This window comes from Methylocystis sp. MJC1, from assembly GCF_026427715.1.
GTDB lineage: Bacteria > Pseudomonadota > Alphaproteobacteria > Rhizobiales > Beijerinckiaceae > Methylocystis.
On the sequence record NZ_CP107558.1, the window covers coordinates 2,114,074 to 2,136,027 of the forward strand.

Genomic DNA, 21,954 nt, shown 5'->3' on the forward strand with positions numbered 1-21,954 from the left:
TAAAGTTATGACGCCTGTGAGACAGGACCGGCGGTTATCATTCGGCGCATAGCTGTAGCCGCGCGCCGATCGGCCGCCCCTACTTGCCCATCATGACGGCCATCGCATCCTTGATATCCTCCAGGGTCACAAAGCCTTTGTGACCCTTGTCGATCTTGGTGAAGTTCGCGGAGACGCGCGGCATGCCGGCCTTGGCCTCCTCCGCCGTCAGCTTGCCGTCGCCATCCTTGTCGGCGGCGGCAAATTTGCTCTCCATCGCTGCGAGTTGCATGGCGGTCTGCGCCTGCGCGGCGCCCAGCCCGAAACAGATCATCGCTCCCGCGGCCATCAACAGGCCGGCGCATCCTTTCCTCATTTCCTCGTTCCCTCCCTAGCCCGCTCATGGCTATGAACAGGTAACTGTCGCGCAGGGCCGTCCCCACGTCAAAGGGATGAGGTCGAGCTTTGATTCGCGCCTGAGAGCGCTTTTTAGCGGATGGAATCGCCGCGCTGGCGCGGGGGTCTTGGCCAGCGCCATTGGGCGCGTGACCTGCTGCGTCTCGCAAAAAGCAAGAAAATCCAAGGCGAAAAGAATTTTCCGGGGCGAGACGGCAGGGCCCAAGATGGTTTTCGGACTTGTTGAGAAAGTCTCAGAATTGCTACGATCCGCCAATACACGTATCTGGATGCTGCTTAACACGCCGTAGCAGAGCACACCGATATTTTGGGGAGGAACGCATCGAATGGCGCGTGTTTTATCGACCATTGTGACGGCTCTCGTCGCAGGCGCGATCGGCTTCGGCCTCGGCGTCTATGCGGCGCCGAGCGAGGGCGTCGCCTCTCTCAGGGCGGCGATCGAAAAATTGACGGCGCCGAAGAGCGGAGAAGCGCCGGCTGAAGCGCCTGCGGAGCCCGCCTCAGGGGCTGAGCAAGCGCCGAAGGAGCCGGACGTTTCCGCCGCCCCGGCGGCCGACCCCGTCCCCGCCGAGACGCCCGCAGCCGCCGAGGCGCCCGCGCAGTTGGAGCCGCAGCCCGCTCCCGCCGCGGCCGAGACTCCGGCTCCCGAGCCCGTCGCCGCGCCGCTCCCGAGCGAGCCTGCCGCCGCTGCGACGCCTGCCGCGGCGGAAGCCGCCGCTCCTAAAGCCGACGCGAAACCGAAACCCAAGGCGAAGCCCAAGCCCAAGCCGAAGGCCAAGCCAAAGGCTCCCGACGCGCCGGCCGAAGAGCCTGCTCCGCAGCAATAAAAAGCTCAATATTTTCGGCCGGCGCTCAGCGCCGGCCGTTTTTGTCAAGCTTGCCAAAAGCGGCTTTACCCGCGCGCAGCTTACGCGGCCGTGCGAAGCTTTGGCGACCAGCGCGTGACGTTCTTTTCATCGAACGATCATCGCAGCTCCACAAAATCCTCATCGCACTCTCACATGACGGCGCTAGCAATCTGGCGATGCGGCGCGGCTGAGCGCGCTTTCCGGTCGTCCGAGAAACCGCGCCATTCCAACAGTCCGGGGGATGTCATGTCGAATGAGACGGTGCGGAACGCCGGCGCGGATACGGCGGAAAAGAAAGAAAGCTATACCGGCAAGATCGCTGGCGGCCTGCTCGGCGCCGTGATTGGCGGCGCGATCGGCGCCATCTTGCTCGGAAATTACGCCATCCTCCCGATCGCCGTCATGGTCGGCGTCGTCGGCGTGGGACTTGGCTCGGTCTTCGACTGAGACAGTCGAAGGGTGTTTTTAGAGCGTGAGCATTTGAGCGCGTATTGCTCGAAAAATAACTTATCGTTTTTCGGCGCGTAATCGCCTACTTGAGGCCTCGCTCCCGCGGCGGGGCCTTTTTTATCGGCATGGACCACGAGCCTTCAGGCTCGTCTCACTGCACACCTGAAACGAGTGTCTTGTCTGCCGCGTCCAGGGCGCAAGGCCCGCAAGCGCGGCGATTTCGCGACGGTCGAGCGTTCGAGCTCCGGTAGTTCGGCGATCAGAGTGCGCGCGCTATCTGCTACCCGATGTCGGCAAGCTCCTTTTCGAGCGCCGCGCCGCGGACATGGCTATACTCCTGATATGCTCGATCCCGACATCCCGGCCTCCGACGGCCCCCTCACCAATGCTCCGGAAATTAGCGTCACGGAACTCGCCAATGCGTTGAAGCGCACGGTCGAGGATCGGTTCGGGCGGGTGCGGGTGCGCGGCGAAATCTCGAACTATCGGGGCCCGCACGCCTCCGGCCACGCCTATTTCTGCCTGAAGGACCAAGGCGCGCGGCTCGACGCCGTGATCTGGAAGGGGACCTTCCTGCGCCTGCGCACGCGGCCACAGGAAGGCCTCGAAGTCGTCGCCACCGGGCGCATCACGACTTTTCCCGGCAAATCCTCCTATCAGATCGTCATCGAATCGCTGGAGCCTGCGGGCGTCGGCGCGCTGATGGCGCTGCTCGACGAGAGGCGCAAGAAGCTCGCATCCGAGGGGCTCTTCGACGAATCGCGCAAACGTCCCCTGCCCTTTCTCCCCAAGGTCGTCGGCGTGGTGACCTCGCCGACGGGGGCGGTCATTCGCGACATTTTGCACCGGCTGAACGACCGCTTTGCGCGCCATGTGCTGGTCTGGCCGGTGCGCGTGCAGGGCGAGACCTCCGCGGCGGAAGTGGCGGCGGCGATCGACGGCTTCAACGCCTTGCCGGTTGACGGCCCCGTTCCGCGCCCGGACGTCCTCATCGTCGCGCGCGGCGGCGGCTCGCTCGAGGATTTGTGGAGCTTCAACGAGGAAATCGTCGTGCGCGCCGCTGCGGCGAGCCGCATTCCACTGGTTTCCGCCATCGGCCACGAGACCGACACCACGCTGCTCGATTTCGTCGCCGATCTTCGCGCGCCGACGCCCACCGGCGCGGCCGAGAAGGCCGTGCCTGTCCGCGCCGAGCTGACCGAGCATGTCGCGGCGCGGGCGCGGCGTCTCTCGGCGGCGAAGACGCGGGCCGTCGAGCAGCGCCGCATGCAGCTTGCGACCTTCGCGCGCCTGCTGCCGACGGCGGAGCAACTGCTGCAGACGCCGAGACAGCGGCTCGATCGCGCCTCGGAGCGCCTGCGCGCGACGCTGCGAGCGCGCCAGGACGGCCGGCGCCTTCAGCTCGCGCGGCTGGCGCATGTGCTGTCCCGGCATTCGCCACAGGCGGAGCTTGCGGGCCAGAAAGAGAAACTCCGGGGCTTGGGCGCGCGGCTGAAGGCCGGCCTCGACTCCCGAGTGGCGCTGGCGCAGCATGAGAACAAGGGCGCAAGGCGGCGCATGGAAAGCGCCGCCGCAAGGCTCCCGCATGCCGTCGCGGCGCTGATCGCGCGCAAGAATGAGCGCCTTGAACGCCTTGCGCGTTTGCAGGATTCGCTCAGCCACAAAGCCGTGCTAGCGCGAGGCTTCGCGCTGGTGCGCGACGAGACCGACGCGCTTGTCCGTAGCGTCTCGCGGGCCCCCGTCGGCGCCGCGCTGACCATCGAATTCGCCGACGGCCGTATCGCCGCGCGTGCCGGGGAAGCCGACGCGCCGACGACAACGCCGTCCGTCCGGAAGAAACCCCGCAAGACGCCGGGCGGCGATCAGGGCTCGCTCTTCTAAACTGAAATGCATGCGTCCATTGTCATTCCCGACGCTCGCGAAGCGAGCGATCGGGAATCCAGAGCAAAAACACGTTGTTTTGGTTCTGGATTCCCGATCGGTCTTTCAGCCCGCCGGGAATGACAAACGCCGCTATTCGAAGCGCATCTGGAATGCGACGATCTCGCGCTGCATGGCCGACCGCGGCAAATAGCAGAAGACATTGGTGGAAACCTTGGCCTCCCGGCAATGCTCATGGACGTCGGTCCAGTCGTAGCCGAGTGTATCCATGCAAGCTCTGATCTTTTGGTGGATCAGCCGGGGATTGTCGCGCCGTTCCAGCGGATAATCGCGCTCGATCTGGAACTCACAGTCCGTAACGTCGATCTTCTGTCCCTCGAAATAGCGTCCGCTGATGTCGCTCGTGACGAACATCGCTTCCGTCGCGAGAATGAAGACGAGGCCGAAAACAAGGGCGAGCCTTTCCTGTGTCTTGGACTTCAGGAAATGGACATCGAAGAGCGAAAAAACGCCGATAACGACCAAACCGCCGCCCAGGATCAGGGTGAGCGGCGTGAAAAACGGCGCTATTCCCTCATTCATCTTGTCCTCCCGACTCGCCGCCGAGCGATAATGATAGTCAGGCCGGGGCCGCCGGCAAGAACGATGGCGGATTCTTGACAGGGACACTGAGCTTTTTTGACAAAAGTCACTGTGACTTTGTCGCCCCCAAGAGGAGGCGCAAGAGGGCCGTAAGCCCCCGCGAGCCCGAGCGCGGCCGTTCATATTTCGTTAACCATTTAACCTTTTAGTAAGGATGAGCGGAATTCGATCGAATGCCACGGGATTTCCACACCTTCGATTAAGGTTGCCGGAACCTTCGCTTAACCATGCGGGACTAGCACTATCCGCAGTTGGTTTACCGTAACAGGAGTTCCTCGATGATCCTTTCCGCTGGCGCCCGCTGCGCCAAATTCGCTGTCGCCGTGACGGCGGCCCTGGCCATGGCGGCCTGCGCGAAAAATGCGGCGGACGAGGCGGGCGCCGACCTCGCGGGGGGCGCGGGCGGCGGCCGCGGCGGGATTTCACGCGGCGGCGTCGCGACCCCGGGCAGCGCGCAGGACTTTGCGACCAATGTCGGCGATCGCATCTTCTTCGAGACGGATTCGACCGATCTGACCGCAACGGCCCAATCCACGCTCGATCGTCAGGCCGAATGGCTCAATCGTTACGGCCGCTACAGCTTTGCCGTGGAAGGCCACGCCGACGAGCGCGGCACGCGCGAATATAATTTCGCGCTGGGCGCCCGCCGCGCCGAGGTCGCCAAGAACTATCTGATCTCGCGCGGCGTCGCCGCCTCGCGCATCCGCACAGTGAGCTACGGCAAGGAGCGCCCCGTCGCGGTTTGCGACGATATCTCTTGCTGGTCGCAGAACCGCCGGGCCGTCACCCTGCTCCCGGGCGGAAATTCCTGATCGCAGGATCAAAACACGCTTGCGTCGGCGGCGCTGTTGCGGCATGAGAGGCGCGCGCCGACTGGCGCACGCAGGAGTGTAGCTCAACTGGTAGAGCACCGGTCTCCAAAACCGGGGGTTGGGGGTTCGAGCCCCTCCACTCCTGCCAACGAAAAATCGAAGACCAACGCTGAACTTTCGTGCCCCGGGTTTCGCGGGATCGCGGTCCCAGGGTATGCAATGGGTAACCTAATGCCCCCGCTTGTCCGAGTGACCGGGATCCTCTGGGCGGCCATTAGCGCCGCCGTCGATTCACCCGCCCGAGGTATTTGGGGGTAAGGCCGCAGACGCGGCGACGGTAAGGAAGGAAAGCCAAAGCCCCGCCGATACATCCACGGTCGGGGCGGTTTCTTGATGGTCAGAGCCGTCATTTCTTGCTGAGGCCGTCACCGCGCTCCTTCTCGACTGTGGCCCACACCGAGGCCGGCGTAACAGGCGCACTCTTGGATTTTGCCTTCTTCGGTTTTTTCTGTTCGCGGTTGCCGCGTTGCTGCCGATTGGCCATGTCCATCCCCCACCATCGATATCCCTCAGATGATGCTTTGGAGATATGGCACTCCCAACTGCCAAGGAAAGAAGCGCAAGGACAAAAACGCCCCGCGCCCCTCCACTCCTGCCATTAGATCAAATAATCGCGCGGCGGCCCAAGAGTAGCAGCGGGGGCCTCTACGGCAACAATCAAACCCTCCCCTCCCATCACACGTCTGCGCTTGAGCTTGGCCCCTCTCTCCCGGCGTGAGGCGGACTTTCTCTCTCTGTGCGAAACGAGCGGGCGGTCGAGCGCGTCCTTTGCGCGCGACGCTGGGTGGCAGCCCCTTCGCCTCTGCCGGCCCATGGCGGCGCCAGCGCAACCCTGAGACGCAAGAAAACGTCCCCGTCCGCCGACGCAAAAAAGCGTGAGCCTTGCAATTGTGGCGAAAGCTGTGCTGGATTGCAAAAAAATACGCTTGTTGTTTTTCATCGAGGGGTAGCGCGTGAGAAATATAGTAGTGATTGGCGTAGCGCTTGTGTCTCTGGCCGGCTGCGCAACGGTCGTTCGCGGCACGACTCAGACAGTCGCCATCAATACTCCGGGAGTGACGGGCGCGACTTGCACTTTGAACTCGAGCTCCATTGGCTCGCAGGTCGTGAAGACCCCAGGCGTCGTCTCTCTTGCAAAGGGATCGAGCGCCGTTGCGATCCGCTGCTCCAAAGAATGCTATAGCGACGGCATTGGGACTCTGGCCTCGAACACGGACAGCATGGCCGCCGGAAACGTCCTCGCTGGCGGCGTTATCGGCCTCGGCGTCGACGCGGCGACCGGGGCCATGAACCAATATGCGCCTCAGGCCGATATCGTCATGACGGAAGACGGATTATGCCGCGCTTCAGCGCCGCCGCCCGCCTCGAAGCGCCGCCGGTGATCTGAGGAACGCCGCCGCCCAGCGCGCGTTGGCTAAGTCCGTGACGGGATGAACGCCCGCATATTGCGCCCCGCTGGGGGAGCGCCAGATTTCTTGCAAGCGGCAAGACGAAAGGCGTCCCCATGGCCCAAGGCATCAACTTCACAGGCGCCTATGCGCCGATCGCATTGCCGGGCCTCGTTCCGGGTGGATGGTATCTGGGATTCGCCTGCAAGCACTGCGCGCAGCACTTCGCCATATTGAACGACCCCTCCGATGGGGCGCCGCTGGAATTATCAGGGCCGGCGTCATTCACGACCGCCTGCCCGAACTGCGACGTGCAAAGCGAATATTCGACGGGCGATCTCGTGCAGTTTCAGGCTGCTCAGGGCGGCCCGTCATCGACCGCTTGAACGGCCACGCTTGAGACGCACTGTGGCCCAAACGTGACATCCGTCAAAAACTCCGCGTGGGCCCCACGGCCAAGCTGGCTCATCCAGGATAAGCCGATAGAGTAGCCCTCGATTTTGGGCGGCGGTCGATCGGCGGAAGGTTCATGAGCCTGCGCTTTCGTCATATTCTGACGATTTGCATCACATTGCTGCTCGTCCTTGCGCGCGGCCATGTCGAGCACGCGTCTCATCTCGCCTTTTACAGCCCACAGCTATCGCATCACTGCGCCGACTCAAATCATGCGCCTGCTCCGGCCAGCGACGATGACGAGGACTGCTGCGCCCTCTGCGAAATCTCCTGCGACGATGCGCCCCTGCTCGCGCCGATCGCCCAGGCGGGCAGCGCACCGTTTCGCGAGGCCGTAAGGCTTTCGGCCCCCCTCGAACCGGCGGGGCCGCCTGCGAATTTCTCCAGCGCTGCGCATCGGCCGCGCGGGCCGCCGGCTCGGAAACTCAGCGCCTGACGCGCTGCCTGCGCGCCTCCTTTCATAGACGCGCTTCTTTTCCAGCTCGCCGCCATCGTCACCGCCGGCCGCTCCTGAGCGGCTCGGGCGACGCGGCGAATCCGACCCGCGCCTTCGAAAGGCGCCTGTGAAAGATCTTCTCATGTTCGAACATTGCGGCGCGCGATGCTTCAGCCTATGCGCCCTGACGCTCGCGCTTTCCTCAACTCCGGCCCTTGCGACGCATACGCTCCCCACCATCGACGTGGCCGGAGCCACGACGAGAGCCAGCCACGGAACGGCGCGCCCCTCCGGCAAGCCGCCACAGGGTGCGCAAGCCCGCCCCGCCCCGCCGACCGAATCGAGATTGGCGGCCGCAGCGGAGAATGTGTCCCCCCGCCCCTCCTATCGCGACGCCCCGGTCACCTCGTCGAGCACCAGAAGCTTCACGAGCGATCAGGTGACCTCCCGCTCCTATGAACAGCCCGGCCAGGCCCTTGAGATCACCCCCGGTCTCATCGTGTCGCAGCACAGCGGCGCCGGGAAGGCCAATCAATATTTCCTGCGCGGCTTCGCGCTCGACCATGGCTATGACATCGGGCTCACGATCGACGGCATGCCGATCAACCAGGCGTCGCACGTTCACAGCAACGGCTATGCGGACGCCAATTTCATCATCCCCGAGCTGTTCAGCTCGGTCGACGTGCGCAAGGGACCTTATTTCGCCGACGAAGGGCAGTTCTCCTCCGTCGGCGCTATCCACATGCAATATCTCAACTCGGCGCCGAAGGGCTTTGTCACGGCGACCGGCGGCAGCTTCGGCTATGGGCGCTTGCTCGGCGTGAAATCCTACGCGGTCGGCGGCGGCGATCTGCTGATGGCGCTCGAGCTCAATAATTATAACGGCCCCTGGGAGCGCCCCGACGAGCAGCGCAAGATCAATGGCGTGGCGCGCTGGAGCATGGGCACCGAGACGAATGGCCTCGCCGTCACCGCCATGGCCTATTCCAACCATTGGTTCGCGACAGACCAGATTCCCATGCACGACGTCGCCATGGGGTTGATGTCGCGCTGGGGCACGCAAGACCCGAGCGACGGCGGCAACGCCACGCGCTACAGCCTCTCGATGCGATGGAGCGAGACGAACAAGTCGGATTTCTCGCGCTTCGAGGGCTATTTGATCCGCACCACGACCAATCTCTATGACGACTTCACGTATAATCTCAACAATCCCCTGCCGTTGAACGACCAGGTGCATCAATTCGACCGGCGGTCGATGTATGGGATCAATGCGCTGCACGGCTGGAATTACAGCGTCGCGTCGAAACCCGTCGAGACGCGCGTGGGCTTTCAGTCGCGCTACGACGAGATCCGCAACGGCTCAGGCGATTCCTTCTTCCGCCAGCAATATGACGAAGTCAGAAACGACTATCTGAAGAACTTCTCACACGGCCTCTGGGCCGACACGACCGTCTATTGGACGCCCTGGTTCCGCACGACGGGCGGCTTTCGTCTCGATTACGTCCATGGCTCGGTGAATTCTGTGCTGAACCCCGCCCTGGCGCCAGGATGGTTCACGGGAACGCCCTTCATTCTCGGCACGGCGAATGACGGCCAGCTCGGCCGGTGGTTCACGAGCCCGAAGGCGGGCGCTGTGTTCGGCCCCTTCCAGGACATCGCCCATTCCGAGTTCTTCCTGAACTTCGGCGAAGGCTTTCGCGAGGAGGATCTTCGCGGCTCGGTTGCGCATTGGGACCCGGTCTCCGGAGCCTATGGGCCCAACAACCAGCTGCTGACGAAAACGCGCGGCGCGGAGGCCGGCGTTCGGGCCAAGCCCCTCCCCGGTCTGGATACGACGCTCTCGCTCTTCTGGCAGGATTTCGACGCCGAGAACGTCTTCAACGGCGACGCCGGCGTAACGGGCTACGGACGCCCTGGGCGTCGGCTCGGCTTCGAATGGACGGGCAATTATGCGCCAACCAGCTGGATCAACGCCTATGCGGAAGTCACCGGCACGCATGCGCGCTTCCGCGGTTCGGACGCGCCTCAGCAGGCCGCCTATTTGCAGCTCGTGACCACCGGCGCGGGCGATCCGCTCTTTCCCTTCAACATTCCCGGCAATGCCCCCGGCAATTATCTGATGCTGGCGCCCGTGTGGGTGGCGAAGAGCGGCATTGATCTCGGCGAAAAAACGGGTTGGTTCGGCGGTCTTTATTACCGCTATTTCGGCTCGCGCCCACTGACCGAGGACGGACAGATCAAATCTTCCGCCATGGCGACGGTCAACGCGCGGGTCGGCTATCGGTTCGAGAACGGCTGGAAACTGCAGGTCGACGCCTTCAACATTACCAACAACCGGTCTAGCGCGATCGATTACGGCTATGGCGCCTTCGCGCGGCAGGATTACTTTCTGCTTCCGGGCTACGCCGGCGGAAGCAATGGCATCATGGACCGCTATTTCAAGCCGCAGGACCCGCCGGCGGTGCGGCTGACCCTGTCCGGCCCGCTGACGCTTCTCGACCAGCCGGCGGGCGTAGCTGCGAAGTTCTAAAAGCTGTCCGTGTGAACAGCGCGCATTCAGGGTGTCATTCCCGACAGGCCAAAGGCCCGATCGGGAATCCAGAGCAAAACCAGCGCTCTTGTGGCTCTGGATTCCCGATCGCTCGCTTCGCGGGCGTCGGGAATGACACCGAACCGCGAGTAAGGTGGCGCTCCTAATCCCGGAATAAGGCGGCCGCTCTTTGCATGAGGGTCTGCCCGTTATGGACCGCCCCCGAGAGCCTGCCCTCTTTTCTTGCGTCCTTGACCTGCCGCGTCAGGGTCTTCCCGGCCATGGCGTCGTTTTTCAACGGCGTCGTATAACGACACCCCTCGAAGAAATAATGCGTGACCTGGCTCCAACGCGATCGAGCGGCGTCAACGCGCGGCGCGCCGCCGTGCAGCAGGTTCGAAGCCCAGATCAGCGCCTGTCCCTTGCGCGCAAGAAAGGTCTGCCGCTCGACGCCCAGAGCTTTCGGCAGCGCGTCATGCAGATGAACGAACTTCACGACCGCGGCGTCGGGCGGGTCCTCGGCGAGCGAAACGCCGATGTGCTCATTGCCGTAGCTCGGCCAGACATGCGAGCCGGGGTAATAGTAAAGCGGGCCCGCATCCGCATCCACGTCCTCGAGGGCGACCCAGACCCCGCACATGAAGCGCTCGGGGATGGCGCTGAAGTGAATATGATCGCTATGCGCGGGTTGCTGCGTGCCGATCGGAAAATTCAAAGTCTGAAAGGGAAAAGCCGTCTTTCCGTAGAGGGCGGAAAGAAGATCGAGAATGGCGCTGTTGCAGGCGATGTCGCGGACATCGCGATCGAACTCCCAGGCGTCCTGAATGCGCGCGCTCATCGGACAGGCGGCAGGGTCTGACCATCCGAAGCGCGCCGCCAGACGGCTTTTGATCGCCTCGGCTCTCTCGTCGAATTGAGCGTCGGGGAAGTCGATTACCGCGAAACCCTGGTCATGCAGTTGCTGCGCGATGGGCTGATAGGCTTCGGGCAGCGACGAAATGTCCTGGGAGAAAAAGGGGCTCTCGATCAACGGCACGCCCGGCAATAAGTCCCTTGTCAACATCGCTGATCTCTTGCCCGCTTATGAAACTGCGCCATCCTAGCAGGGCGGCGCCCTCCCGCCCAACCCTCGCCCGCCCCCGGGCGCGGGATTGCTCTAGGAAGGGACGCTCGCCTATCCTCGGGAAGCGTTATCCCAGTGCAAGAGCTACGAAATTTGGGAGGTTGCCTATGAAGAAATTCGTATTGGCCACGACCTGCGCCCTCGGCGCTTCCTTGCTGGCGCCGGTCGCTCTCGCTCAGGAAGCCGCGCCGGATTGCGCGGCGCAGGCGTCCACCAAGAAATTGGCTGGCGCGGCGCTCAACAGCTTCTTGAAGAAGTGCGAACGCGACGCAGCAACCGCTTCCTGCAATGCGTCGGCCGCGGAGAAGAAGCTCGCGGGCGCCGCCAAGACGAGCTTCACGAAGAAATGCGTGAAGGACGCGACTGGGAAGAAGCCGCAGTGAGCTGAGCGCGGTCGCCGAAGACTTCGGATGCGGAGACGAAAGCCGCCGCGAGACTACTGAATAAAACGGTGATGACGCCCCTCGTGCTTCGAGACGCCTGCTGCGCAGGCTCCTCAGCAAGAGGGGCTTCTGTATCTGCGCCAAACACTTAGGCCTCATCCTGAGGAGCGAGCGAAGCTCGCGTCTCGAAGGACGAGGCCGCCTCGGAGGTTTGTCAACAACCCGGCGGCGGCGAAAGCCCGGTTACTTCGGCCTCGCCCATTTGCAGCCGCCCACCCCTTGAGCTAACTCTCGCGCTTCCCGAGGAATCGTTCCCCTGAGCCTATGACCTATCGCGCGCCCGACATCGCCTCCTTCCGCCGCATCGTCGTCAAGGTCGGCTCGTCCCTCCTTGTTGACCCCAAGGAAGCGGCGGCGAAGCGAAGCTGGCTGACGCGGCTCGCCGACGACATCGCCACGCTGCACCGGGGCGGGGCCGACATTCTGGTCGTTTCCTCCGGCGCCGTGGCGCTCGGGCGCAGCGTGCTCGGCTTTCCGAACGGCGCCCTGCCTCTGGAAGACAGCCAGGCGGCCGCCGCCATCGGGCAGATCGCCCTCGCCCGCCTCTGGGCCGAGGCGCTGCACGAGCGTGGCCTGATCGCCGGACAGGTGCTCGTCACCTTCGGCGATACGGAAGAACGCCGCCGTTATCTCTATGCGCGCGAATGCCTCAATCGACTCATGTCGCTGCGCGCCGTGCCGGTGATCAACGAAAACGATACGGTCGCGACCGCGGAAATTCGTTACGGCGACAATGATCGGCTCGCCGCCCGGGTCGCCACCATGGCGAGCGCCGATCTTCTCGTGCTGCTCTCCGACGTCGACGGCCTCTACACCGCCCCGCCCGCCTCCGACCCGAGCGCCCGGCACATCCCGGTCGTGGCCCGCGTGACGGCGGAAATCGAGGCCATGGCCGGCGGCGCCGCCTCGCAATATTCGCGCGGCGGCATGCGCACCAAGATCGAGGCGGCGAAGATCGCCACCACCGGCGGCGCGCATATGGTCATCGCCGACGGCCGCGCCGAAGCGCCGATCGAGCGCATCGCCAAGGGCGAGCGCTGCACCTGGTTCCTCACGCCGTCGAACCCGGTGACGGCCCGCAAGAAATGGATCGCGGGCTCGCTCGAGCCCAAGGGCGCCGCGCATATCGACGAGGGCGCGGCCAGGGCGCTTCTCGCCGGCGCGAGCCTGCTGCCGGCGGGCGTCACGCGCCTCGAAGGCGGCTTTGCGCGCGGCGACTGTATCGTCATCCGCGACCATCGCGGCGGCGAGATCGGACGGGGCCTCGTGACCTATGACGCCCTCGACGCGGCGAAGATCGTCGGCCGCTCGACGAGGGATATTGAGGCGATTCTGGGCTTCAAGGGCCCCGACGAGATCATTCACCGGGACGATATGGCGCTTGCGGGCGAGTGAGATACCCCTTGTCATTCCCGACGCTCGCGAAGCGATCGATCGGAAATAAAGTGCAGAATCAACGTTCTTGCGGCTCTGGATTCCGGTCGGGCTTTCAGCCCGCCGGGAATGATGCTCCCCAACGCGCCGTAAACCTCACTCGAACAAACGTGGCAGTAAGCTCGTATTCACGGGCCCCTGGATCGCCTCTTTTTGCTCGGGCGTCGGCGTCACCGGCGTGTTCGGCGGCAGGTCGCGCAGATTCTCGTCCTTCCATCCGCCGCCCAAGGCCATGAACAGGGCGACGACATCGGACAGTCGGAACCCTTCCGCCTGCACGCTCGCGACCGTCGCGTTCAGATAGGCCTGCTGGGCGTTCAGAAGCTCGAATTGGCTGAAGCTGCCCGAGCGCACCTTCTCCTTCACGATCACGAGATTTTCGCTCGCCGCCTTCTCTGTATAGGAGGCCGCCTTCACCGCCTTGGTGTCCGCCTGCAAGGCGCGCAGCGCGTCGGCGACATTTTGGAAGGCCGTTATGACGGCCTGACGATACTGCGCCTCGGACTGCGCAAAGGCCGCCTCCGCTGATCTTTGCTTGTTGAGCAGGGCATTGGCGTCGAAGATCGTGTGGGAGATCGATCCCGTTAAAACGTAAAAGCCGCTGCCGGGCGTGAAGAGCTGCGCCATGCTGAACGCGCTGTAGCCGGGGGTGGCCGACAGCGTGACGTTCGGCAGGCGCGCCGCGAGGGCGACGCCGATCTGCGCCGCCGCCGCGTGCATATTGGCTTCCGCGCCGCGCACGTCCGGGCGCTGGCGGACAAACTCCGCCGGCAGAGATACCGGCAGGCTGTGCGGCAGCTTGAGCCCCCGGAGCCGGAATGTTTCGGGGATTTCCTCGCTCGAATAATTCCCGACGAGCGCGGTCAAAAGATTGCGCTGCTGGCTGAGGGATTTCTCGAGCGGCGGCAGGAGCTGGAGGATCTGCCCCAAGGCCGCCTCCTGAACGAGAACGTCGGACCGCGACACAGCGCCGGCAAGGAAGCGCATGGTCATGAGGTCGAGCATTTCGCGCCCGACCTTGATCGCCTTCTGGACAGCTTCGATTTGGCCGCGAAGGGACGCCTCCTGAATAGCCGCCGTCGCGATATTGGCGGTCAGCGTCAGATAGGCGGCCTCCAGCTGGTAGCGCTGCTGGTCGGCCTGGGCTTCCAGCGACTCGACGGAGCGGCGATTGGCGCCCCAAATATCGAGCGTATAGGAGATCGACAGCTGCCGAACAAAAAGCCCGAAAGGATTTGTGGGCGCGTTGTTCTGAAACTGCTGCTGGAACGACTGGCGAATAAAGGAATCCGAGGAATTGAAGTTGATCGTGGGCAGGAAGGCGCCTTTTTGCGCCTCTGCGTTGTAATAGGCCATCTTTATGGCTTCCTCGGCCGCCTGCAAAGATGGACTGCGCTCGATCGCCGCCTCGATGAGCCGATTGAGCTTCTTGTCCTTGAACGTCTCCCACCATTTCTCCGGCACGGAAGCGCCCATGACGAGGCGCTGAGCCCCTTTGGCGCCCTCTCCGATCTTGGCGATCTTCTCCGGCGTGAACCGCTCGACGTCCGGGGGCGGCGGCGAAACGAAATCCGGCCCCACCGCGCAACCGCACAGCGCCATCGCCGCCAGGGAGGCCATACCCGCTTTGAGCGACCTCCGGCCAGAATGCTGGTTTTTCATCGACAAGAAAGAAACCTTGACTGCCACCTGCGTGCGTTAATGCTTTGCTTAATCTGTTCAGCAAAAATATGACAGCCGAGCCTCCCCTTTTCCGCACGACTTTTTCCGTGGGGCTGCGAAGGAGCGCCCGGAAGGCCGCTCAGCCTGATTGCCGCCATCTTGCGAAACTTTAACACGGCGGCGCTGGCGCCCGCTCTTGGCGACTGCCCCGCCTTCCCCCATATTTCACTCGCCGCGCCTTTTGGGCCGGTTCCTACGTGGAGAGACTGATGTCACCGGAAGAACGTCAACTGCTCGTCGGGCTGTTCGAGCGCACGAAGAGCGCCGCCAACGGTCCACGCGACCAGGAGGCGGAAACTTTCATCAGCGAGCAGATCAAGCAGCAACCGGCCGCGCCTTATCTTCTGGCGCAGACGGTCATCGTGCAGGATCAGGCCTTGCAGGGCGCCAACGCCCGCATCCAGGCGCTCGAGGCGCAGGTGAAGGAATTGCAGTCGAAGCCCGCCGGCGGTTTTCTCGGCGGCCTCTTCGGCGGCGGCCAGCAGCGGCAGGCTCCTCCGCCGTCTCCGGCCGCGCCGAGCGGACCGTGGGGCGCGCCTCCTCAGGGCGGCCGCAATCCGGTCGCGGGCGGCTATGCCCCGCAGGGATGGGGCCAGCAGCAGCCGGCGGCGCCGAGCGGCAGCGGCAACAGCTTCCTGCACGGGGCGCTCGGGACAGCGGCTGGCGTGGCGGGCGGCGTGCTGCTTGCTGACGGCATCCGCAGCCTGTTCTCCCATGGCTCGGGCGCCGGCGGGATGGCCAATCTCGGCATCGGCTCGGGCTTCACGCCCACCGGCGAGACGACCGTCATCAACAACTATTACGGCGACGAGCCCGGCGCTCCTGGCGCCTATGACGCCAACTACGACCAGGGCTACGACGACTCCGGCAATGTGAGCGACGCAGGCTATAGCTCGGACCCGGGCTATGATGACGGGGGCAGCTTCGACGACGACGGCGGAGACGGCGGCTTCGACGTCTAAGCGCGTCGAGACGTCGCCTGACGCTCTGAGTCAGCGACAGCGATCAGGAACCCAGGGCCGAGGCGGACCTATATTGGCTCTGGATTCCCGATCGGGCCTTGGGCCCGGGCTCCCGTAAATACCGACCCGCCGGGCGACCGGCGGGTTTTTTCTGCACGAAAAGGCCTGTGCGCCATCGCACGAACTTTGCGCGCCGCAGCCCCTAAACCTCATTCCATCGGATGAGAGCCAAGAAGGGGTTGGACATGAACCGCATCGAAACCACCCGCGAGATCGCCTCCCGCAAATTCGCCTCGCGCCCGGTGCGCGTCGCCGTCGCCGTCAAGATCGCTTTCGCGATCCTTGGAGCCAATGTGAGCTTCGCTGCGGCCAAGGCTTATTTCCACACGCCCGCCGCCCCGGCTGTCGCCGCGAGCGTCTCGGCGGTCGAGCCCTTCATCCTCCCAGTCGAGGAAAAGGCGGAGGTCCGCCCGGAAGCCGCTTCGCAGCCCGTCGCCCTGGCAAGCGCTTCGACCTGCCGCGAGGTCGTCACCCAGACCGATGAAGGCTATGGCGTGCGCGGCTCGGTGACCCGCATCGTTTGCCGCAAGGCGCTGTAACGGCGGCTTACATGCCGCCGATACAGACGTATTTCATCTCCAGATAATCATCGATGCCATAGCGCGAGCCCTCGCGGCCCATGCCCGACTGCTTGACGCCGCCAAAGGGCGCCGCTTCCGAGGTGAGGATGCTTTCGTTCACCCCCACCATGCCGAATTCAAGCCTCTCGGCGACACGGAAAATGCGCGCGATGTCGTTGCTGTAGAAATAAGACGAGAGGCCGTAAGGCGTGGCGTTCGCCAGCCGGATCGCGTCCTCCTCGGTCTCGAAGGAGATCACCGGCGCCACTGGGCCGAACGTCTCCTCCCGGAAGATCAGCGCGTCGGGCGGAACGTCGGCGAGCACCGTCGGCTGGAAGAACAGCCCACCGAGCGCATGCCGGCCGCCGCCGGTCAGCACTTTGGCGCCATGCGCCACGGCGTCGGCGATATGACGCTCCACCTTCTCGACAGCCGCCTGCTCGATCAACGGCCCCACGTCGACGCCCTCTTGCACGCCCGCGCCGACTTCCAGGGCGCTCACCGCCTCGGCAAGCTTCCGCGAGAAGGCGCCGGCGACGCTCTTCTGCACGAGGAAGCGGTTGGCCGAAACGCAGGTCTGCCCGCAATTCCGGTATTTGGTGGCGATGGCGCCCTTCACCGCCCGGTCGAGATCCGCGTCCTCGAAGACGATGAGCGGCGCATTGCCGCCGAGCTCCATCGAGCATTTCTGCACATTGTCCGCAGCCTGGCGGAGGAGAATTTTTCCGACCTCCGTGGAGCCCGTGAAAGTGAGCTTGCGCACGATCGGATTACGCGTCAGCTCCTGCCCGACGGGGGCGGGATCGCGCGCCGTCACCACATTGACGACGCCCGCCGGCACGCCGGCGCGCTCGGCCAACTCCGCCAGTGCAAGCGAGGAAAAGGGCGTCAGCTCCGCCGGCTTCACGATCATCGTGCAGCCGGCCCCGAGCGCCGCCGAAACTTTGCGCGCCAGCATCGCGGAAGGAAAATTCCACGGCGTAATGGCCGCCGTGACGCCGATCGCCTGCTTCAGGACAAGGAGACGCCTGTCCATCCCGCCCGGCACGATGTCGCCATAGACGCGGCGGCCTTCTTCGGCGAACCAGTCGATATAGGAGGCGCCATAGGCGATCTCGCCGCGCGCCTCGAAGAGCGGCTTGCCCTGCTCCGCCGTGATGATGTGCGCGAGGCGCTCCTGCTCGGCCATGATCAGCTCGAACCAGCGGCGCATGATCTGCGCCCGCTCCTTCGCCGGACGATCGCGCCAGATCGGCAGCGCCCTGGAGGCCGCCTCGATCGCCCGCCGCGTTTCGGCGACGCCCATATCGGGGACGGTCCCGAGCGTCTCCCCTGTCGCAGGATTGGTCACCGCGAAAACGCCGCCACTGTCGGCGTCGATCCACTCGCCGCCGATAAAGGCTTTCTGTTTCAAAGAGAGTTCGTCGACCTTCATGCGCCGCAACCTTCATCCTCGCGCCCAATGGAGCCTGGCGCATCTGATACAGGAAAGAGGGGGGCCCTTTTCAAGAAAATATACATCTTCGTGAATTAGCTATTTTGCCTAGATTCTCGCGGCCAGACGCCCGCGCGGCATCCGCCTTTCACAAATTGCGCCGACTGTGCGCGATTCAACCGAGCGAAGTTTCCTTGGGCCCCACCCAGAAGACCGTGGCCATCGTCCAGACACAGGCGGAAAACGCCGGCGCGCAAGAGATCGCCCGCCAGCTCGCCAACGGCTTTGAGACGCAGGGCTGGCGCGTGCGACAGATCTTCTTTTTCCGGCGCACGGAAAGCTTTGACGAAGATCCCAACGTCTTCTTCTGCGCCAAAGAGCGGCCATCGACCCCCTTGGGCGTCCTGAAGATGATCGGCGCGCTTTACAGCGAGTTCCGGCGCGAGAAGCCGGACGCCGTCGTGACGCTTCAACACTACGGGAATCTGATCGGCGCGCCCATCGCGCGTCTCGCCGGCAATTCGGTCGTCATCGCCAATCAGCTGACCCCGGCGCCGCTTGTCCCCCGGCCGGTGGCGCTCGCCGACAAGTTCATGGGCGCAGTCGGATTCTATGATCACATCGTGGTCAATTCCGCGCAGACAGAGGCGGAATACCGAGGCTATCCGGCGTCCTACGCAAAGCGGCTGACGCGCGTCGACCATGGATTCTTCGATAAATCGGCAAAACTTGCCAAATCCGAAGCGCGCGCGCGGCTCGGTCTGCCGCAAGACGTTCCCTTGCTCGGCTGCGCAGCCCGCCTGCATCATTTGAAGCAGGTCGATCTCGCTATCCGCACGCTCGTTGAAAACCCGGACCAGCATCTCGCGCTCGCCGGCCAGGGACAGGAGCGCGAAAATCTGGAGGCGCTCGCCGCCTCCCTCGGCGTCGCCGATCGCACGCATTTCCTCGGCGAGCTGGGAACCGAACAAATGGGTGCATTTCTCGCCTCGCTCGACTGTTTCGTCTTTCCCAGCGGCGCCGAGACTTTCGGCCTCGCGCCGGTGGAAGCGGCGCAGGCCGGCGTCCCGGTCGTCGTCAATGACATAGAGATTCTGCGCGAGGTGCTCGCGGTGGACGGCGAGCCTTGCGCGATTTTCATCAACGCGAAGGACACAAAGGCTTTCGCCGAAGCGACGCGGCGTCTTCTCGCGGACGCAGAGCTTTCCGCAAGGCTCACCGCCATCGGCCGGCGCCTGACCGAGCGTTACCCACTCCACGCCATGATCGAGGATTACGTGCGCCTCGCAGCTTCCGCATGACCTACATGACCTACCGCCGCATCCTCATCGTCGTCGCCGCGTCGCGCTTCATGCGCTGGCACGAGCGCTTGCGGGATTCCCTGGCGCAGCGCTGGCCGCAAGCGGAAATCGCCTTCCATTTCGACCCGAGGGCGGATGACCGCCCCGCCTCGCAGAAGCAGTTGCTTGCGCTCGAGCGAATGCTGCTGCGCCGGAATAAGCCGACGCTGTGCGACCATCTCCAGGCCTCGCTGCACAGCGCCTCTCTGCCGCCCGGCGCGGATGTCGCCATCGATCTCGTCGGTGACGCCTCGCCGAGCTGCGCCCAACGCGTCATTCGCCCGCTTTACGACGGACAGATAACGGATCAAGGCGCCGTCGCCGCCATACTCTCGGGCGCCCCGCCGACTCTCGCCGTCGAGGACGCCGCGACGGGCGCGATCCTGGTCGAAGGCCTTCCCTCCTTCGAGGCCGCCGACGGTCTCACAGGCGCCTTGGAAGCCGTCTACTCCCGCATCGGCGTGCTGATCGAAAAGGCGCTGGCGGCACCGAGCGGCCGCGTCGAGACATCCACAAGCCGCAGCGAGCGACGCCCGCGCGCGCCCGCGGCCTTCGCCATGCGCAACCTCGCCCATCAATGCGCGCGGTGGCTTTACCATCTTTGCTGCCATTCGCCTCATTGGCGGATCGGCTGGCGCTTTGTCGACGGCCCTGGCGTCATCGAGTCCGGCGCTCTCTCTGGGAGCAAATGGCGGGCCCTGCCGGATGAGACGAACAGCTTCATCGCAGATCCCTTCCCGATCAACTGGCGCGGACACGAGGGCGTCTTTTACGAGCATCTAGATTACCGCCGCGGCATTGGAGACGTCTTCTTCCAGCCCTTCGACGCAAACGGTCCCGCTGGCGCGCCCGTCGCCGCCTTGAGCGAATCCTGGCATCTCTCCTACCCTTTCCTGATCGAGGAGGACGGCGCGCTTTATATGGTCCCCGAGGCCTCGGCCTCGGGCGCGATCACCCTTTATCGTTGCGTCGAATTTCCAGGGAAATGGGAGCCGGTCGCAAGGCTGGTGGAAAGAGTCGAGGCCGCCGATGCGACGATCTTCCGCCACGCCGGGCGTTACTGGATGACCTCCGTCGTGCGCGACGGCTACGGCGGCTATTCAGATACGCTCGCCATCCATCACGCTCCGAGCCTTTTTGGGCCGTGGGAGGCGCATGAGCTGTCGCCAATCCTGGTGGATTCGCGCGTGGCGCGTCCCGCCGGCGCAGTCGCTTCGCATAATGGCGCGCTGTTGCGGCCCGTGCAGGACTGCTCGCGCGGTTACGGCAAGGAGATGGCGATCATGCGCATCGACGCGCTCGATCCGAAAACCTTCCGTCAAACGCTTGTCGCCCATCTCGGACCCGGCAAGCTTTGGCCGGGAAACCGCCTCCACACGCTCAACCGCTTCGGCCGTTTAGAGGTCATCGACGGCGCAATCCTTACGCCGAAATACGCGCCGTTTCGCCGCGCGCTGCATCATGCGATCGACAGCCGCGCCCTGAATGCGCGCGACGAGCGCGTCGCGATCCCGCCTGCCGGAGTGAAGCCTCAGGCCGAATAGGCGCGGCCCGCGATACGCGCCCGCAGGTAAGGCAGGACGCTCATGATGCTGGTGTCCGCCCCAATGGCGCGCTTGCAGATCACTGACAGCGCCACGAAAAGCGGGGCGTTGACGAGCGCAAATGCCCATGCCGCGCCGAGACTGCCGAAGAAGAACGAAAGGATCGCCGTCAGCGTGAACCTCAGCAGCGTCGTGGCGGTGATGATGCGCGAATAGAGCTTCTCATGTCCAGTCGTGAGCAGGATGACCGACGCCGACCCGCTCGACGACATGACGAAGCAAGCGGTCGATAAGACGACGAGCGTGGGATAAACGGCCGAAAAACGTTCGCCGAAGATCATGAGAATCTCATGCCCAAACACGTAGATCAACAGCAGCAGCGGCGCGAGCATCGCGGTGGAAACCAGCACGAGCGAGCGCAAAATGTCCTGCAGCTTCTGCGTCTGTCCGGAGAAATGCAGGCTGGCGCTTTGCGCCATCGAATAGGTGTTCAAACCCGTGAGCACCATGATGAACACATTCGCTATGCGCGCCGCGACGAAATAGTCGCCCGCCGCCTCAGGCGATGCAAGATAGCCGATGATCATCACGTCGAAATAGGCGCTGCCGGCCTCGACCACCGCCGATTGCCACATGGCGAGGCCGCGTGAGAACCATTGTTTCCGATCGGCTTGGTCGGTGCACGCCGCGGAATGGGCTTTATAGGCCGCCCGCACGTAACGCAGCGCGGTAATAAAAGACAAAATCTGCCCAATGCCCGCCGCGGTGAAAAATTCCGCCGGGGTGAGCCCCTGATGCAGCACGGACCAGATGACGACCAGAAGGAGCACGGTGCGCCAGATGAGCTCCCGCGTCACCTCCGAGATGACGAAGTTAACGATCACCCGCGTCGAATGCGACGAATAATGAAGCAGCGTCTGAGTGAGCAGGAAAAACGCGCCCGCAAGCAGCGCCGTTCGCGCAAGGCCAGGAAAGAAAAACGGCGCCAGAAACAACACGCCGCCGGCGAAAACAAGCGCCGAAGCGACGAGCATGATCCAGCCGTAGCAATAGGCGCCCCAGGCCTGCGCATAATCGCCCTTGCCGGCATATTCGCCGAAGGATCGGGCGATCAGCGTATCCTGCCCGAAGCAGGCGGCGACCGCCAGGAAGCTCAGGGCATTGAACCAGATAGCAAGGCGGCCGAACTCGTCCGACGACATAGCGCGCGCGGCCAGCGTGAAAACCGCCAGGGTCAGCAAGGCGCCAGAGGCCTTGATACCCATTGCGGCGAGGGCCCCAAACGCAGACTTGTGCGCCAACAAACGCGCCGCCAGAGACCGGAGAGAAAGTGCCATAAGCGACGCACCTCGAAGGCATAGGTTCAATAAGCGGCGCGTCCGTTTCAAAGCCTCCGCCTAGGCGTTTCAGGCGACCGTCCGAGAGACCGGTAAGC

The 21,954-nt window shown here is 64.0% G+C and carries 21 protein-coding genes, 1 tRNA gene and 1 pseudogene; 15 read left to right on the forward strand and 8 right to left on the reverse strand.

Going from position 1 to position 21,954, the window contains the following annotated elements:
* Positions 1–79: 79 nt before the first annotated feature.
* On the reverse strand, positions 80–355 hold the full coding sequence (locus tag OGR47_RS10315; protein WP_206527386.1) for a hypothetical protein: 276 nt from the start codon (positions 353–355) through the stop codon (positions 80–82).
* Between the two features lie 367 nt (positions 356–722).
* Between OGR47_RS10315 and OGR47_RS10320 the strand changes: the two genes are divergently transcribed.
* Both OGR47_RS10320 and OGR47_RS10325 read left to right on the forward strand, forming a co-directional pair.
* The gene (locus OGR47_RS10320) at positions 723–1,223 is read left to right on the forward strand and encodes a hypothetical protein (RefSeq protein WP_165048806.1); all 501 of its coding nucleotides are present in this window, start codon (positions 723–725) and stop codon (positions 1,221–1,223) included.
* 267 nt (positions 1,224–1,490) lie between these two features.
* Positions 1,491–1,691 carry a hypothetical protein gene (locus OGR47_RS10325; protein WP_165048808.1) on the forward strand — a complete coding sequence of 67 codons (201 nt, stop codon included), beginning with the start codon at positions 1,491–1,493 and terminating at the stop codon, positions 1,689–1,691.
* Between the two features lie 180 nt (positions 1,692–1,871).
* Here the strand turns inward: OGR47_RS10325 and OGR47_RS21870 are convergent.
* Positions 1,872–1,966 (reverse strand): annotated as a pseudogene (locus OGR47_RS21870) (IS110 family transposase); the annotation flags it as partial.
* Positions 1,967–2,036: 70 nt separating this feature from the next.
* Between OGR47_RS21870 and xseA the strand changes: the two are divergent.
* Positions 2,037–3,575 carry an exodeoxyribonuclease VII large subunit gene (gene xseA / locus OGR47_RS10330; protein ID WP_165048810.1) on the forward strand — a complete coding sequence of 513 codons (1,539 nt, stop codon included), beginning with the start codon at positions 2,037–2,039 and terminating at the stop codon, positions 3,573–3,575.
* A 132-nt stretch (positions 3,576–3,707) separates the two neighbouring features.
* On the opposite strand, the gene OGR47_RS10335 is transcribed toward xseA, so the two are convergent.
* Positions 3,708–4,157 (reverse strand): hypothetical protein, encoded by a 450-nt coding sequence (locus tag OGR47_RS10335; RefSeq protein ID WP_165048813.1) that lies wholly within the window; start codon positions 4,155–4,157, stop codon positions 3,708–3,710.
* Positions 4,158–4,495: 338 nt separating this feature from the next.
* Here OGR47_RS10335 and pal point away from each other — a divergent pair, with 338 nt between their 5' ends.
* Both pal and OGR47_RS10345 read left to right on the forward strand, forming a co-directional pair.
* Positions 4,496–5,029 (forward strand): peptidoglycan-associated lipoprotein Pal, encoded by a 534-nt coding sequence (pal, locus tag OGR47_RS10340; protein WP_165048815.1) that lies wholly within the window; start codon positions 4,496–4,498, stop codon positions 5,027–5,029.
* Positions 5,030–5,101: 72 nt separating this feature from the next.
* Positions 5,102–5,177 (forward strand) — tRNA-Trp (locus tag OGR47_RS10345).
* A gap of 258 nt (positions 5,178–5,435) precedes the next feature.
* On the opposite strand, the gene OGR47_RS10350 is transcribed toward OGR47_RS10345, so the two are convergent.
* Complete coding sequence (locus tag OGR47_RS10350) at positions 5,436–5,573, reverse strand: hypothetical protein (protein WP_165048817.1); 138 nt, start codon at positions 5,571–5,573, stop codon at positions 5,436–5,438.
* A 469-nt stretch (positions 5,574–6,042) separates the two neighbouring features.
* Here OGR47_RS10350 and OGR47_RS10355 point away from each other — a divergent pair, with 469 nt between their 5' ends.
* The 4 genes from OGR47_RS10355 to OGR47_RS10370 all read left to right on the forward strand — a co-directional run bounded on the left by OGR47_RS10355 (position 6,043) and on the right by OGR47_RS10370 (position 9,896).
* Positions 6,043–6,471 carry a hypothetical protein gene (locus OGR47_RS10355; protein WP_165048819.1) on the forward strand — a complete coding sequence of 143 codons (429 nt, stop codon included), beginning with the start codon at positions 6,043–6,045 and terminating at the stop codon, positions 6,469–6,471.
* 122 nt (positions 6,472–6,593) lie between these two features.
* Entirely contained in the window at positions 6,594–6,863 is a 270-nt protein-coding gene (locus tag OGR47_RS10360) for a hypothetical protein (RefSeq protein WP_165048821.1), read from the forward strand.
* A 143-nt stretch (positions 6,864–7,006) separates the two neighbouring features.
* A complete protein-coding gene (locus OGR47_RS10365) occupies positions 7,007–7,366 on the forward strand; it encodes a hypothetical protein (RefSeq protein WP_165048824.1) in 360 nt (119 codons plus the stop codon).
* Positions 7,367–7,493: 127 nt separating this feature from the next.
* Positions 7,494–9,896: a TonB-dependent receptor gene (locus OGR47_RS10370; RefSeq protein WP_246729552.1), complete on the forward strand. Its 2,403-nt coding sequence runs from the start codon at positions 7,494–7,496 to the stop codon at positions 9,894–9,896.
* A gap of 163 nt (positions 9,897–10,059) precedes the next feature.
* Here OGR47_RS10370 and OGR47_RS10375 read toward each other — a convergent pair whose 3' ends face one another.
* A complete protein-coding gene (locus OGR47_RS10375) occupies positions 10,060–10,959 on the reverse strand; it encodes a phytanoyl-CoA dioxygenase family protein (RefSeq protein WP_165048828.1) in 900 nt (299 codons plus the stop codon).
* A 167-nt stretch (positions 10,960–11,126) separates the two neighbouring features.
* Between OGR47_RS10375 and OGR47_RS10380 the strand changes: the two genes are divergently transcribed.
* Positions 11,127–11,402 (forward strand): hypothetical protein, encoded by a 276-nt coding sequence (locus OGR47_RS10380; RefSeq protein ID WP_165048830.1) that lies wholly within the window; start codon positions 11,127–11,129, stop codon positions 11,400–11,402.
* A gap of 324 nt (positions 11,403–11,726) precedes the next feature.
* Entirely contained in the window at positions 11,727–12,857 is a 1,131-nt protein-coding gene (gene proB, locus OGR47_RS10385) for a glutamate 5-kinase (RefSeq protein ID WP_165048833.1), read from the forward strand.
* 135 nt (positions 12,858–12,992) lie between these two features.
* On the opposite strand, the gene OGR47_RS10390 is transcribed toward proB, so the two are convergent.
* Positions 12,993–14,516, reverse strand: coding sequence for an efflux transporter outer membrane subunit (locus OGR47_RS10390; protein ID WP_246729553.1), 1,524 nt, complete (start codon positions 14,514–14,516; stop codon positions 12,993–12,995).
* 311 nt (positions 14,517–14,827) lie between these two features.
* Between OGR47_RS10390 and OGR47_RS10395 the strand changes: the two genes are divergently transcribed.
* Positions 14,828–15,580 carry a DUF2076 domain-containing protein gene (locus OGR47_RS10395; RefSeq protein ID WP_165048835.1) on the forward strand — a complete coding sequence of 251 codons (753 nt, stop codon included), beginning with the start codon at positions 14,828–14,830 and terminating at the stop codon, positions 15,578–15,580.
* Between the two features lie 245 nt (positions 15,581–15,825).
* A complete protein-coding gene (locus OGR47_RS10400) occupies positions 15,826–16,179 on the forward strand; it encodes a hypothetical protein (protein WP_165048837.1) in 354 nt (117 codons plus the stop codon).
* Positions 16,180–16,186: 7 nt separating this feature from the next.
* Here OGR47_RS10400 and OGR47_RS10405 read toward each other — a convergent pair whose 3' ends face one another.
* Complete coding sequence (locus OGR47_RS10405) at positions 16,187–17,635, reverse strand: NAD-dependent succinate-semialdehyde dehydrogenase (RefSeq protein ID WP_165048839.1); 1,449 nt, start codon at positions 17,633–17,635, stop codon at positions 16,187–16,189.
* A gap of 194 nt (positions 17,636–17,829) precedes the next feature.
* Between OGR47_RS10405 and OGR47_RS10410 the strand changes: the two genes are divergently transcribed.
* Together OGR47_RS10410 and OGR47_RS10415 are read left to right on the forward strand one after the other, a co-directional pair.
* A complete protein-coding gene (locus tag OGR47_RS10410; RefSeq protein WP_246729554.1) occupies positions 17,830–18,936 on the forward strand; it encodes a glycosyltransferase family 4 protein in 1,107 nt (368 codons plus the stop codon).
* Positions 18,933–20,519 carry a hypothetical protein gene (locus OGR47_RS10415; protein WP_165048841.1) on the forward strand — a complete coding sequence of 529 codons (1,587 nt, stop codon included), beginning with the start codon at positions 18,933–18,935 and terminating at the stop codon, positions 20,517–20,519. Before OGR47_RS10410 ends, OGR47_RS10415 begins: the two co-directional genes overlap by 4 nt.
* Here OGR47_RS10415 and OGR47_RS10420 read toward each other — a convergent pair.
* Positions 20,507–21,784: a lipopolysaccharide biosynthesis protein gene (locus OGR47_RS10420; RefSeq protein ID WP_165048844.1), complete on the reverse strand. Its 1,278-nt coding sequence runs from the start codon at positions 21,782–21,784 to the stop codon at positions 20,507–20,509. The two genes, OGR47_RS10415 and OGR47_RS10420, sit on opposite strands and share 13 nt — an antisense overlap.
* Positions 21,785–21,954: the final 170 nt, after the last annotated feature.